The 13,782-nt window shown below is 38.6% G+C and carries 13 protein-coding genes; all 13 read left to right on the top strand.

Annotation, left to right across the window (positions count from 1 at the left end; translation table 11 throughout):
- The first annotated feature begins 81 nt into the window (after positions 1-81).
- Positions 82-411, top strand: a complete 330-nt coding sequence (locus F0362_RS19105) for a TraR/DksA C4-type zinc finger protein (protein ID WP_001002952.1) — start codon at positions 82-84, stop codon at positions 409-411.
- A gap of 124 nt (positions 412-535) precedes the next feature.
- Positions 536-994 carry a lipoprotein signal peptidase LspA gene (gene lspA / locus F0362_RS19100; RefSeq protein WP_000642173.1) on the top strand — a complete coding sequence of 153 codons (459 nt, stop codon included), beginning with the start codon at positions 536-538 and terminating at the stop codon, positions 992-994.
- 4 nt (positions 995-998) lie between these two features.
- Positions 999-1,907 carry an RluA family pseudouridine synthase gene (locus F0362_RS19095; protein ID WP_000005847.1) on the top strand — a complete coding sequence of 303 codons (909 nt, stop codon included), beginning with the start codon at positions 999-1,001 and terminating at the stop codon, positions 1,905-1,907.
- A gap of 204 nt (positions 1,908-2,111) precedes the next feature.
- Entirely contained in the window at positions 2,112-2,654 is a 543-nt protein-coding gene (gene pyrR / locus F0362_RS19090; RefSeq protein WP_001156491.1) for a bifunctional pyrimidine operon transcriptional regulator/uracil phosphoribosyltransferase, read from the top strand.
- 146 nt (positions 2,655-2,800) lie between these two features.
- On the top strand, positions 2,801-4,084 hold the full coding sequence (gene uraA, locus F0362_RS19085; protein ID WP_000435917.1) for a uracil permease: 1,284 nt from the start codon (positions 2,801-2,803) through the stop codon (positions 4,082-4,084).
- 148 nt (positions 4,085-4,232) lie between these two features.
- Entirely contained in the window at positions 4,233-5,147 is a 915-nt protein-coding gene (pyrB, locus tag F0362_RS19080; RefSeq protein WP_000018838.1) for an aspartate carbamoyltransferase, read from the top strand.
- Positions 5,131-6,417, top strand: a complete 1,287-nt coding sequence (gene pyrC, locus F0362_RS19075; protein ID WP_001108362.1) for a dihydroorotase — start codon at positions 5,131-5,133, stop codon at positions 6,415-6,417. Before pyrB ends, pyrC begins: the two co-directional genes overlap by 17 nt.
- The gene (locus F0362_RS19070; RefSeq protein ID WP_000828663.1) at positions 6,414-7,511 is read left to right on the top strand and encodes a carbamoyl phosphate synthase small subunit; all 1,098 of its coding nucleotides are present in this window, start codon (positions 6,414-6,416) and stop codon (positions 7,509-7,511) included. Before pyrC ends, F0362_RS19070 begins: the two co-directional genes overlap by 4 nt.
- Positions 7,496-10,714 (top strand): carbamoyl-phosphate synthase large subunit, encoded by a 3,219-nt coding sequence (carB, locus tag F0362_RS19065; protein ID WP_001126140.1) that lies wholly within the window; start codon positions 7,496-7,498, stop codon positions 10,712-10,714. The genes F0362_RS19070 and carB overlap by 16 nt, the downstream gene beginning before the upstream one ends.
- Entirely contained in the window at positions 10,711-11,490 is a 780-nt protein-coding gene (gene pyrK / locus F0362_RS19060) for a dihydroorotate oxidase B electron transfer subunit (protein ID WP_000983367.1), read from the top strand. The genes carB and pyrK overlap by 4 nt, the downstream gene beginning before the upstream one ends.
- Entirely contained in the window at positions 11,487-12,416 is a 930-nt protein-coding gene (pyrD, locus tag F0362_RS19055; RefSeq protein ID WP_001081058.1) for a dihydroorotate oxidase B catalytic subunit, read from the top strand. Before pyrK ends, pyrD begins: the two co-directional genes overlap by 4 nt.
- A complete protein-coding gene (gene pyrF / locus F0362_RS19050) occupies positions 12,401-13,117 on the top strand; it encodes an orotidine-5'-phosphate decarboxylase (protein ID WP_149889925.1) in 717 nt (238 codons plus the stop codon). Before pyrD ends, pyrF begins: the two co-directional genes overlap by 16 nt.
- Positions 13,114-13,746, top strand: coding sequence for an orotate phosphoribosyltransferase (gene pyrE / locus F0362_RS19045; protein ID WP_000711460.1), 633 nt, complete (start codon positions 13,114-13,116; stop codon positions 13,744-13,746). The genes pyrF and pyrE overlap by 4 nt, the downstream gene beginning before the upstream one ends.
- Positions 13,747-13,782 lie beyond the last annotated feature (36 nt).

Genomic DNA, 13,782 nt, shown 5'->3' with positions numbered 1-13,782 from the left:
TGTGAAGGAAAAATGTGTGTGAGGTAAGCAAATAAATTTCGGACACACTAACTGTACATTACAGCTAGGAGGAATGTACACGTGAATGAAATTTACATGGAAATAAAAGAAGAATTGCAATTGATGAGAAAAGAGTTGCAAGAGAGACTAGCTAAAGAAGTAATGCACAAATATGATGCTGAGTTCAGCCAAGAGCTTGGATATGAAATTAAGGAAGAGATAAAGAAAAAATTGCTATTACATGATATAAAAGAGGACTTAAAGGATGTAGAACGCGCATTATTTAAAATGGAAATAGATATGTACGGTATTTGTGAAGAGACGGGGAGAGTAATTTCGACAAAGCAAATGAAAACAATGCCGACTGCCCGTACGATTCATGAATTTTTCTATGAAAAGGTAAATGTATGAATACGCACAACGATATTATATTACCTTTTTTTAATTTATTTTATTCTTCTATAAAGGTTCATTGTGAAAAGGTAGCAGCTATGCTAAAATTTTGAGGTACACTGTCTTTGTGGGGGAAATGAAAATGATATATTATGTAATAGCGTTATTTGTCATTGCCATCGATCAAATATCGAAGTGGCTAATTGTAAAGAACTTGGAATTGGGTATGAGCATTCCGATAATCGATAATGTATTATACATAACATCACATCGAAATAGAGGAGCTGCCTGGGGGATTTTAGAAAATAAAATGTGGTTTTTCTACATTATTACGGTTGTCTTTGTAGTATTTATCGTAATGTATATGAAAAAATATGCAAAAACAGACAAGCTTCTAGGAATTTCATTAGGTCTAATTTTAGGTGGAGCAATTGGTAACTTTATTGATCGTGTATTTAGACAAGAAGTAGTGGATTTTATTCACGTGTATATTTTCTCGTACAACTATCCAGTATTCAATGTAGCTGATTCAGCGTTATGTATTGGTGTTGTATTAATTATTATTCAAACATTATTAGAAGGCAAGAAAACGAAGGAGTAATTGAATGAGTGAAGTAGTACAGGTAACAGTTGCAGAAGAACAAAAAAGTGAGCGAATCGATAAATTCGTTGCAGAAATTAACAGTGAATGGTCACGTTCACAAGTACAGCAATGGATTAAAGATGATGTTGTAACAGTGAATGGGAAATCGGTAAAAGTAAATTATAAAGTTAAAGAAAATGATGAAATTACAGTAACGATTCCTGATCCGGAAGAGTTAGATATTCAAGCGGAAGATATGAACTTAGAAATTTATTATGAAGATGCAGATGTACTTGTTGTAAATAAGCCACGTGGTATGGTTGTACATCCAGCACCAGGTCATACAAGTGGCACACTTGTGAATGGTCTTATGCATCATTGTACAGATTTATCAGGCATTAACGGTGTAATGCGTCCTGGTATCGTGCATCGTATTGATAAAGATACATCTGGCCTATTAATGGTTGCTAAAAATGATATGGCACACGAATCACTTGTAAATCAACTTGTAGCAAAAACAGTAACAAGACGTTACAAAGCGATTGTACACGGTGTTATTCCGCATGATAAGGGAACGATTGATGCTCCGATTGCTCGTGATAAGAAAGAACGTCAAAGTATGACAGTTGATGAAAATGGTAAGCATGCTGTTACGCATTTCCAAGTGTTAGATCGTTTCAAAGATTTCACACTTGTAGAATGTCGCTTAGAAACAGGACGTACACACCAAATTCGTGTTCATATGAAATATATTGGCTATCCACTTGCAGGAGATCCAAAGTATGGACCAAAGAAAACATTAGACATGAATGGACAGGCACTTCATGCAGGTATTTTAGGATTTGACCACCCTCGTACTGGTGAATATATTCAGTTTGAGGCACCGATTCCAGAAGTGTTTGAAGAGACTTTAAATATTTTACGGAAATAGTATTGACAAATCATGAGAAAACTGAGATACTGACAACAGTTAAATAATGATCCTTTAACACAGCCCCGTGAGGTTGAGAAGGTAACGGTTTGAAATACTTAGGGTATGTTGTACCCTTTTTTCAAAAGTCCTCTCGCACACGCTGAGAGGACTTTTTTTATACCATTACTCTCACGCAAGAAAAATAGCTTGGAGGTGTAGAGCATGCAGGAAAAAGCTGTCGTTTTAGATGACCAAATGATTCGCCGCGCTTTAACACGAATTAGTCATGAAATCGTGGAACGAAATAAAGGTGTGGATAATTGTGTTCTTGTCGGAATTAAAACACGTGGAATTTTTATTGCACAACGTTTGGCAGAACGAATTGGTCAAATTGAAGGAAAAGAGATGGAAGTAGGAGAGTTAGATATAACTTTATATCGTGATGACTTAACACTTCAATCAAAGAATAAAGAACCACTAGTAAAAGGTTCAGATATTCCAGTAGATATTACGAAGAAAAAAGTAATCCTTGTAGATGATGTATTGTATACAGGAAGAACAGTTCGAGCTGCGATGGATGCTCTTATGGATTTAGGAAGACCATCACAAATTCAATTAGCTGTTCTTGTAGATAGAGGACATCGTGAATTACCAATTCGCGCTGATTATGTAGGAAAGAACATTCCAACATCAAGTGAAGAGCGTATCGAAGTTGATTTGCAAGAGACAGATCAACAAGATCGAGTAAGTATATACGATAAGTAAAGCCCTTTTAAATGTAGTCCTGTGAGGCTGCCAAAGGGTCTTGGCTTTCATATGTCGAATTTGGCATACGAAAGTATAGGACTCTTTGTGCACAGGCACAAAGAGTTTTTTTATTGCAAAGATTTAAACTGAAGGAGGATGTAACAATGGAACAAAAGCCAGTGTTAGACGTTAATGAAGTACCGAAACCGGGAAAATGGTTATTTTTAAGTATACAACATTTGTTCGCGATGTTTGGATCAACAGTGCTTGTTCCATTTTTAACAGGATTGAATCCGTCAGTAGCGTTAATATCAAGTGGATTAGGAACGCTAGCGTTTCTTCTTATAACGAAAGGTCAAGTACCTGCGTATTTAGGATCATCATTCGCCTTTATCGCACCGATTATTGCAGCAAAAACAGCAGGTGGCCCCGGAGCAGCGATGCTTGGTGGCTTACTTGCAGGAATGGTGTACATCTTAATTTCAATCGGAATTAAGAAATCTGGATCAGCGTGGATTATGAAATTACTGCCGCCAATCGTAGTTGGTCCGGTAGTAATGGTAATCGGTTTAGCTTTAGCACATACAGCAGTGAACATGGCGATGAACGGTGCGGATGGTAAATATAGCATTACACACTTTTCAGTAGCACTAGTAACATTAGCAATTACAATCATTTGCTCCATATTTGGAAGAGGATTTTTCAGCATCATACCGGTGTTACTTGGAATCATCGGCGGATATATCTTCGCTTACTTCCAAGGGCTAGTAGATTTAAAACCGGTAGCTGAGGCGAAATGGTTTGTCGTACCTGATTTCACAGTACCGTTTGTAACATACACACCAGAGTTTTCGTGGAAGATTGTACTCTTAATGGTGCCAGTAGCACTAGTAACAATTTCAGAACATATCGGACATCAAATTGTACTTGGAAATGTTATTAAAAGAGATTTAATTGAAAAACCAGGTTTACACCGTTCAATCTTTGGGGATGGGGTAGCAACATTAATCGCATCACTAATCGGTGGACCACCGAATACAACATACGGTGAAAACATCGGTGTGCTAGCAATTACGAGAGCGTATAGTGTATACTTATTCATCGGTTCAGCAGTATTCGCAATCATGTTTGGATTTATCGGGAAGATTTCAGCACTGATCCACTCGATTCCAACACCAGTTATGGGTGGTGTATCAATCTTACTATTCGGTGTAATCGCATCAAGTGGTTTACGCATGATGGTAGATGATAGAACAGATTTAAGTGACAAACGAAACTTAATGATTGCATCAGTTATACTAGTAATTGGTATTGGCGGAGCGGTACTTCACGTAGGAGAATCGTTCCAAGTAGAAGGAATGGCACTAGCAGCAATTGTAGGTGTACTGTTAAATCTACTACTACCAGAAACGAAACAAATAAAACAATCTAAGCAGATTGCTTCATAAAAACAACCTTTTAATTCAGTCCTGTGAGACAGAAAAGGGTGGCTTCTTCCTTGCACCCTAGTCTCACATGACTAGGGTATTTTTATTCAAATGTTGTTATAAATATCCATAAATGCTATCATAAAAATTAGAAAGACGAGGGATGACGATGAGCCATTTGTTAACGATGAGTGAATTATCGGAACTAGAAATTTCAGAAATCCTAAAAGACGCAGAAGATTTCGCGAATGGGAAAGAGAGCAAAACAACAGAGCAAACTTTTGTTGCGAACTTGTTCTTTGAGAATAGTACGAGAACGAGATTTAGCTTCGAAGTTGCTGAGAAGAGATTAGGACTTGACGTATTAAACTTTTCAGCAGATTCATCTAGCGTACAAAAAGGAGAAACGTTATACGACACGATAAAAACACTGGAATCAATCGGAACAAAAGCGGTAGTCATCCGCCACGAGCAAGATCGTTACTTCGATGAGCTAAAAGATCAAGTAAACATTCCAATCTTAAATGCTGGAGATGGATGCGGAAATCATCCAACGCAATGTCTGCTCGACCTTCTAACAATTAAACAAGAGTTTGGAAGTTTTGAAGGTTTAAAGATTGCAATTGTTGGAGATATTCGCCATAGCCGAGTAGCACGATCCAATGCTGAAACATTAACGAAGCTTGGGGCAACGATTTATTTTGCAAGCCCAGAAGAGTGGAAAGATGAAAAAAACACATTTGGAACGTACAAAAACTTAGATGAGCTAGTTCCAGAAGTTGATGTAATGATGTTACTTCGTGTACAGCATGAGCGTCATGATCATTATGAAACAGACATTATGAAAGAGTATCATGAAAAACACGGATTAACGCTTGAAAGAGAAAAACGTATGAAAGAAGGAAGCATTATTATGCATCCAGCTCCTTTCAACCGGGATGTGGAAATTGCAAGTGAACTTGTTGAGTGTGAGCGTTCACGCATATTTAAACAAATGGAAAATGGAGTTTACGTAAGAATGGCTGTACTAAAACGCGCCTTACCAAATGTATTAGGAGGAATGAAACATGAATTATTTGTTTAAAAATGGTCGTTATATGAATGAAGAAGGAATAATCGTAGCAACAGATCTTCTCGTACAAGACGGTAAAATTGCGAAAGTAGCAGAAAATATTACGGCAGATAATGCTGAAGTAATCGATGTGAACGGAAAGTTAATCGCACCTGGATTAGTAGATGTACATGTACATCTTCGTGAGCCAGGTGGTGAACATAAAGAAACAATTGCAACAGGCACACTAGCAGCGGCAAAAGGTGGATTCACTACAATTTGCGCAATGCCAAATACACGTCCAGTACCAGATTGCAGGGAACATATGGAAGACTTACAAAAACGTATTAAAGAAAAAGCACACGTAAATGTATTACCATATGGAGCAATTACAGTACGTCAAGCAGGTTCTGAAATGACAGATTTCGAAACGTTAAAAGAGCTTGGAGCATTCGCTTTCACTGATGATGGAGTAGGCGTACAAGATGCGAGCATGATGCTAGCTGCTATGAAGCGTGCAGCGAAGTTGAATATGGCAGTAGTTGCACACTGTGAAGAAAATACACTTATTAATAAAGGTTGTGTACATGAAGGGAAGTTTTCTGAGAAACACGGATTAAACGGTATCCCATCAGTATGTGAATCTGTACATATTGCAAGGGATATACTGCTTGCTGAGGCGGCAGATTGTCACTATCACGTATGTCACGTAAGTACGAAAGGGTCTGTACGTGTAATCCGTGATGCAAAACGTGCTGGAATTAAAGTAACAGCAGAAGTAACACCGCATCACTTAGTGTTATGTGAAGATGATATCCCATCAGCTGATCCTAACTTTAAAATGAACCCACCGCTTCGTGGAAAAGAAGACCACGCAGCGTTAATTGAAGGGCTATTAGATGGAACGATCGATATGATCGCAACTGACCATGCACCGCATACAGCGGAAGAGAAAGCACAAGGAATTGAAAGAGCACCATTCGGAATTACTGGTTTTGAAACAGCATTCCCACTTCTATACACAAACCTTGTGAAAAAAGGAATTATTACATTAGAACAGTTAATTCAATTCTTAACAGAAAAACCAGCTGATACATTCGGTTTAGAAGCAGGTCGCCTGAAAGAAGGTAGAGTAGCTGATATTACAATCATTGATTTAGAACAAGAAGAAGAGATTGATCCAACAACATTCTTATCAAAAGGAAAAAATACACCATTCGCAGGTTGGAAATGCCAAGGATGGCCGGTAATGACAATCGTTGGCGGTAAGATCGCATGGCAAAAGGAGAGTGCATTAGTATGAAAAGACAACTTATCTTAGAAGATGGAACAGTATTAATTGGAAAAGGTTTCGGAGGCGAAATCGAAAAGTCAGGTGAGGTTGTATTTACAACAGGAATGACTGGATATCAAGAAACATTATCTGATCCATCATATTGCGGTCAAATCGTAACATTTACGTACCCATTAATCGGAAACTACGGCATTAACCGTGACGATTTTGAATCCATTCACCCATCTGTAAATGGTTTAATCGTAAATGAAATTTGTGATCATCCATCAAACTTCCGTAATGAAATTTCGTTAAATGATTACTTAAAAGAAAGAAAAATTCCAGGATTAGCAGGAATTGATACGAGAAAATTAACGAGAAAAATTCGTCAATACGGTACATTACGCGGACGACTTTGTAACATGGATGCAGATGTAGAGTACATTGTGGGCCAATTAAAAGCGACAGTATTTACAGATCATGTAAAACGCGTATCAACGAAAGACCCATACCCAAGCCCAGGCCGTGGTCATCGAGTTGTACTTGTAGACTTCGGAATGAAACATGGTATTTTAAGAGAATTAAATAAGCGTGACTGTGATGTAATTGTAGTACCTTACAATACAACAGCAGAAGAGATTTTACGCCTTAGCCCAGATGGAATTATGTTAAGTAATGGACCTGGGGATCCAAAAGATGTACCAGAAGCAATTGAAATGTTAAAAGACATTATCGGTAAAGTTCCTTTATTCGGGATTTGCTTAGGACATCAGTTATTCGCATTAGCATCTGGTGCAAATACAAGTAAGTTGAAGTTCGGTCATCGTGGTTTAAATCATCCAGTAAAAAATCTTGCAACTGGAAAAGTAGCAATTACTTCCCAAAACCATGGATACGCAGTAGAAGAAGAGTCAGTTGAAAATACAAATCTTGAAATTACACATGTTGCTTTAAATGATGGAACAGTAGAAGGTCTTCGTCATACGAAGTTTCCAGCATTTACAGTACAATACCATCCAGAAGCTTCAGCGGGACCAGAAGATGCAAATGATTTATTCGAAGATTTCTTAGAAATGATTGAAAACTTCAAGAAAGAAGGGGAAGAGTTATGCCAAAACGCCTAGACATTAACACAATTTTAGTAATCGGATCAGGACCAATTGTAATTGGGCAAGCAGCAGAGTTTGATTACTCTGGTACACAAGCTTGTCAATCTCTTAGAGAAGAAGGTTACAAAGTAATCCTTGTTAACTCTAACCCAGCAACAATTATGACAGATACTGCAACAGCAGATAAAGTATATATAGAACCATTAACATTAGAATTCGTAAGCCGTATCATTCGTAAAGAACGTCCAGATGCAATCCTACCAACATTAGGTGGTCAAACAGGCCTAAATATGGCTGTTGAACTTGCGAAATCAGGCATACTTGAAGAATGCGGAGTTGAAATTTTAGGAACAAAATTATCAGCAATTGAGCAAGCGGAAGATCGTGATTTATTCCGTACATTAATGCAGGAATTAAATGAACCAATTCCATCTAGTACCATTATTCATACGCTAGAAGAAGCACATGAATTTGTAAAAGAAATTGGTTATCCAGTTATTGTTCGCCCAGCATTTACAATGGGGGGAACAGGTGGCGGAATCTGTAGTAATGAAGAAGAACTAATTGAAATCGTATCAGGTGGATTAAAACATAGTCCAGTGACACAATGTTTATTAGAAAAGAGCATTGCTGGTTGTAAGGAAATTGAATATGAAGTAATGCGTGATTCGAATGATAACGCGATTGTAGTATGTAACATGGAAAATATCGATCCAGTTGGGGTTCACACAGGTGATTCAATCGTTGTAGCACCGAGTCAAACATTAAGTGACCGTGAGTATCAAATGTTACGAAACACTTCATTACGAATTATTCGTGCATTAGGAATCGAAGGTGGCTGTAACGTACAGCTCGCACTAGATCCGCATAGCTTCCAATACTATGTAATCGAAGTAAATCCGCGTGTGAGTCGTTCATCTGCACTAGCATCTAAAGCAACTGGATATCCAATTGCGAAGTTAGCAGCGAAAATTGCAGTCGGTTTAACATTAGATGAAATTGTAAATCCAGTAACACAAAAAACATACGCTTGCTTCGAGCCAGCATTAGACTATGTCGTTTCAAAAATTCCACGTTGGCCATTTGATAAGTTCGAATCAGCAAACAGAACGCTTGGTACACAAATGAAGGCAACTGGTGAAGTTATGTCAATTGGACGTAACTTAGAGCAATCATTATTAAAAGCGGTTCGTTCTTTAGAGCTAGGGATTTATCACTTAGAATTAGACCATTTAAAAGAACTTGATAAAGAAACAATGAAAAAACGTATTATAAAAGCTGACGATGAGCGTCTGTTCGTTGTAGCAGAAGCAATCCGTCAAGGTGTAACGAAAGAAGAAATTAATTCATGGTGTGAAATGGACTTCTTCTTCTTACAAAAAATTGAAAACATCGTAAACATGGAACACGAAGTAAAAGAAAATGCAGGAAATATGGAAGTGTTACAATCTGCAAAAGAAATGGGATTCAGTGATCATTACATCGCCAATGCTTGGAACAAAACAGAGCGTGAAATTTACGATATGCGTAAAGAAAGTAATATGACTCCTGTTTATAAAATGGTAGATACTTGTGCGGCAGAGTTTGAATCTGCAACACCTTACTACTACAGCACATACGGTGACGAGAATGAATCGGTTATAACAGATCGTAAGAGTGTGGTTGTACTAGGGTCTGGTCCAATCCGTATCGGTCAAGGTGTTGAGTTTGACTACGCAACAGTTCACTCTGTATGGGCAATTAAAGAAGCTGGATATGAGGCAATCATTGTAAATAACAACCCAGAAACAGTTTCAACAGACTTCAGTATTTCTGACAAATTATACTTTGAACCATTAACGATTGAAGATGTAATGCACATTATCGATTTAGAAAAGCCAGAAGGTGTTATCGTACAATTCGGTGGACAAACGGCAATTAACTTAGCGGCGAAATTAGAAGAACACGGTGTGAAAATTTTAGGAACATCACTTGAAGATTTAGACCGCGCAGAAGATCGAGATAAATTCGAAGCTGCATTAACAAAATTAGGAATCCCGCAACCAGTTGGTAAAACAGCAACAACTGTAGAACAAGCGGTAGCAATCGCTGAAGAAATTGGTTACCCAGTATTAGTAAGACCATCTTACGTACTAGGTGGACGTGCGATGGAAATCGTATATCGTCAAGAAGAACTACTGCACTACATGAAAAATGCAGTTAAAGTTCATGCAGAGCATCCGGTATTAATCGACCGTTACATGGTTGGTAAAGAAATTGAAGTAGATGCAATTTCAGACGGTGAGAATGTGTTCATTCCAGGTATTATGGAACATATTGAACGCGCTGGAGTTCACTCTGGGGATTCAATTGGAGTATATCCACCACAAAGCTTATCTGACGAACTAAAAGAACAAATTATTGAACATACAATTGCACTTGGAAAAGGATTAAACATTGTTGGGTTACTAAATATCCAGTTTGTAGTATTCAAAGATCAAGTGTATGTAATTGAAGTAAACCCACGTGCGAGCCGTACAGTACCATTCTTAAGTAAAATTACAGGCGTACCGATGGCGAATGTTGCAACGAAAGTTATTTTAGGTCAAAACCTAATAGAGCAAGGATACGGAACGGGCTATCACCCAGAAGAGAAAGAAGTGTATGTAAAAGCACCAGTATTCTCATTTGCGAAACTACGCTCAGTTGATACAACATTAGGACCTGAAATGAAATCAACAGGGGAAGTAATGGGGAAAGACTTAACGCTTGAAAAAGCATTATACAAAGGGCTAGTTGCCTCAGGAATTAACATCCCAACGCACGGATCCGTAATCATCACTGTAGCGGATAAAGATAAAGAAGAGGCGATGGAAATTGCAAAACGTTTCCATGAAATCGGCTATAACTTATTAGCAACAGCTGGAACGGCACAAACATTAGCAGAGCAAAATATCCCAGTACAAGTTGTAAACAAAATTGATTCTGAAGACTACAACTTACTAGATATTATCCGCCAAGGAAAAGCACAGTTTGTAATCAATACATTAACAAAAGGAAAACAACCAGCGCGTGATGGTTTCCGCATTCGCCGTGAATCAGTAGAAAACGGTGTGGCTTGCTTAACATCACTTGATACAACGAGAGCAATCTTACGAGTATTAGAATCTATGACATTCTCAGCTCATTCAATGAAAGAAATTACGCAAACAAAGCGTCACGAGGTGGTACATGCATGATGCAAAAGCAAAATATGATCGTCGTTAACCAAAAAGAAATCGCAAAAAACATTTACGAATTAGTGCTTCAAGGAACGTTAGTACAGCAAATGAACGAACCAGGGCAGTTTGTACACATTAAGGTAGCAGAGGGCATTGCGCCCCTTCTGCGCCGCCCGATTAGTATTTGTAATGTAGATCAAGAGAAGAACGAGTTTACAATGCTATATCGTACGGAAGGACAAGGGACAAAAACATTAGCAACTAGAAAACAAGGTGAAATGGTAGATGTACTAGGACCACTAGGACACGGTTTTCCTGTAGAAGAAGCAGAAACAGGACAAACGGCTTTATTAGTAGGCGGGGGAATTGGGGTACCACCACTTTATGAATTATCACAGCGCCTCGTTGCAAAAGGTGTACGTGTGATTCACATCTTAGGTTTTCAAACGAAAGAAGTTGTTTTCTATGAAGAAAAATTTGCAGAACTTGGTGATACGTACGTTGCAACAGTAGACGGCACACACGGTACAAAGGGATTTGTTACAGATGTAATTGATAATTACGGAATCGACTTTGACATTCTTTATTCATGTGGCCCGTTAGCGATGCTTCGTGCATTAGAAGGACGTTACAAAGAGAAAAAAGCCTATATTTCATTAGAAGAACGTATGGGTTGTGGTATTGGAGCTTGTTTCGCATGTGTATGCCACTTACAAGAAGATCCAAGTGGACATTCTTATAAGAAGGTGTGTAGCGACGGACCGGTATTTCCAATTGGGGAGGTTGTACTATGAACAGATTGCAAGTTGAATTACCAGGATTGTCATTAAAAAATCCAATTATACCAGCATCTGGATGCTTTGGATTTGGTCGTGAATATGCACAGTTTTACGATTTAAGTGTACTAGGATCAATCATGATTAAAGCGACGACAGAACAACCACGTTATGGAAATCCGACGCCTCGTGTTGCTGAAACACCAGGCGGCATGTTAAATGCAATCGGACTTCAAAACCCAGGTTTAGAAAAAGTAATGAATTCTGAATTACCATGGTTAGAACAATTTGATCTTCCAATCATTGCGAATGTTGCGGGCTCACAAGCTGAGGATTACGTAGCAGTTGCAAAGGAAATTTCTAAAGCGCCTAATGTCCATGCACTAGAATTAAATATTTCTTGTCCGAACGTAAAAACAGGTGGTATCGCTTTTGGTACAAATCCTGAAATTGCTGCTGATTTAACGAAGCGAGTAAAAGAGGTTTCTGAAGTACCTGTATACGTGAAATTGTCACCGAACGTGGCAAACATTGTGGAAATTGCAAAAGCGATTGAAAATGCAGGTGCAGATGGTTTAACGATGATTAATACATTGCTTGGTATGCGTCTAGATTTAAAAACAGCCCAACCAATTTTAGCAAACCGTACGGGCGGACTATCAGGTCCTGCGATTAAGCCAGTAGCAATTCGTATGGTACATGAAGTAAGCCAAGCGGTTAACATTCCAATTATCGGAATGGGTGGTATTGAGTCAGCAGAAGATGTAATTGAGTTCTTCTACGCTGGTGCAAGCGCAGTTGCAGTAGGTACAGCGAACTTCATAGATCCGTTCGTATGTCCGACAATTATTGAAGAGTTACCAGCATTACTAGATGAATTAGGATTTGATCACATTTCGGAATGTCAAGGAAGGAGCTGGAAGCAAACATGTCACAGTCGTTAATCGTTGCACTAGATTTTCCGGGGAAACAAGATGTAGAACAATTCTTGCGCCACTTTGAAGGGGAAGAGTTATTTGTCAAAGTTGGTATGGAGTTATTTTACAAAGAAGGCCCTGCGATTATTACGTACTTAAAAGAAAAAGGACATAAAATCTTTCTAGATTTAAAACTTCATGATATTTCGAATACAGTAAAAAGCGCTATGCGTAGCCTAGCTAGTCTAGATGTTGATATGGTAAATGTTCATGCTGCTGGGGGAAGCAGTATGATGAAAGCTGCGATTGAGGGATTAGAGGAAGGTAAGCAAGAAGGAAAAGAGAGACCGATTTGTATTGCAGTTACACAACTAACAAGCACTTCGGAAGCTATGATGAAAAAAGAGATCGGCATTGAGAAAACGTTAGAAGAAGCGGTTGCTCATTATGCAAAATTAACGAAAGAAAGTGGACTTGATGGCGTTGTTTGCTCAACGCTTGAAGTTCCAAAATTACGTGAAGTATGCGGGAATGAATTTGTAACAGTAACACCGGGGATCCGTCTTGCAAGCGATGATGTGAATGATCAGGTGCGCGTAGCAACACCGAAACGTGCGAGGGAACTTGGCTCAAGCTACATCGTAGTTGGGCGTAGTATTACAAAAGCAGAAAATCCGCTTGAAGCGTATAAAACAGTAAAACAACAGTGGGAAGGTGTAACAGTATGAAAAAAGAAATCGCATCGCATTTATTAGAAATTGGAGCAGTATTTTTACAACCGAATGATCCATTCACTTGGTCTTCAGGTATGAAATCACCAATTTATTGTGATAACCGTTTAACTTTATCTTATCCAAAAGTACGTCAAGCGATTGCAGCTGGATTAGAAGAGTTAATTAAAGAGCACTTCCCAACTGTAGAAGTTATTGCAGGAACAGCAACTGCTGGTATTGCGCACGCTGCATGGGTAAGCGATCGTATGAATTTACCAATGTGCTACGTACGTAGTAAAGCAAAAGGCCACGGTAAAGGGAATCAAATTGAAGGAAAAGCTGAAAAAGGTCAAAAAGTTGTAGTAGTAGAAGACTTAATTTCAACTGGTGGTAGTGCAATTACATGTGTAGAAGCACTTCGCGAAGCAGGCTGTGAAGTATTAGGAATCGTATCAATCTTCACATACGAGTTAGAAGCAGGAAAAGAAAAACTAGAAGCAGCTAACGTAGCATCATACTCTTTAAGCGACTACAGTGCATTAACTGAAGTAGCAGCAGAAAAAGGTATGATCGGACAAGCTGAAACGAAAAAATTACAAGAGTGGCGTAAAAATCCAGCTAACGAAGCTTGGATCACAGCGTAATATGAAAAAAGACGACTGCGGGGGAACGCGGTCGTC

The sequence above is a fragment of the Bacillus sp. BS98 genome (assembly GCF_008432245.1).
GTDB classification, from domain to species: domain Bacteria; phylum Bacillota; class Bacilli; order Bacillales; family Bacillaceae_G; genus Bacillus_A; species Bacillus_A toyonensis.
The sequence above is the reverse complement of the archived record's forward strand: the minus strand, read 5'-3'. Positions and strand labels throughout refer to the sequence as shown.

Excerpts from the sequence above, each read along its gene's own strand:
- lspA (WP_000642173.1), top strand. The coding sequence starts at position 536 with ATGATATATTATGTAATAGCGTTATTTGTCATTGCCATCGATCAAATA.
- F0362_RS19095 (WP_000005847.1), top strand. The coding sequence starts at position 999 with ATGAGTGAAGTAGTACAGGTAACAGTTGCAGAAGAACAAAAAAGTGAG.
- pyrR (WP_001156491.1), top strand. The coding sequence starts at position 2,112 with ATGCAGGAAAAAGCTGTCGTTTTAGATGACCAAATGATTCGCCGCGCT.
- uraA (WP_000435917.1), top strand. The coding sequence starts at position 2,801 with ATGGAACAAAAGCCAGTGTTAGACGTTAATGAAGTACCGAAACCGGGA.
- pyrB (WP_000018838.1), top strand. The coding sequence starts at position 4,233 with ATGAGCCATTTGTTAACGATGAGTGAATTATCGGAACTAGAAATTTCA.
- pyrC (WP_001108362.1), top strand. The coding sequence starts at position 5,131 with ATGAATTATTTGTTTAAAAATGGTCGTTATATGAATGAAGAAGGAATA.
- F0362_RS19070 (WP_000828663.1), top strand. The coding sequence starts at position 6,414 with ATGAAAAGACAACTTATCTTAGAAGATGGAACAGTATTAATTGGAAAA.
- carB (WP_001126140.1), top strand. The coding sequence starts at position 7,496 with ATGCCAAAACGCCTAGACATTAACACAATTTTAGTAATCGGATCAGGA.
- pyrK (WP_000983367.1), top strand. The coding sequence starts at position 10,711 with ATGATGCAAAAGCAAAATATGATCGTCGTTAACCAAAAAGAAATCGCA.
- pyrD (WP_001081058.1), top strand. The coding sequence starts at position 11,487 with ATGAACAGATTGCAAGTTGAATTACCAGGATTGTCATTAAAAAATCCA.
- pyrF (WP_149889925.1), top strand. The coding sequence starts at position 12,401 with ATGTCACAGTCGTTAATCGTTGCACTAGATTTTCCGGGGAAACAAGAT.
- pyrE (WP_000711460.1), top strand. The coding sequence starts at position 13,114 with ATGAAAAAAGAAATCGCATCGCATTTATTAGAAATTGGAGCAGTATTT.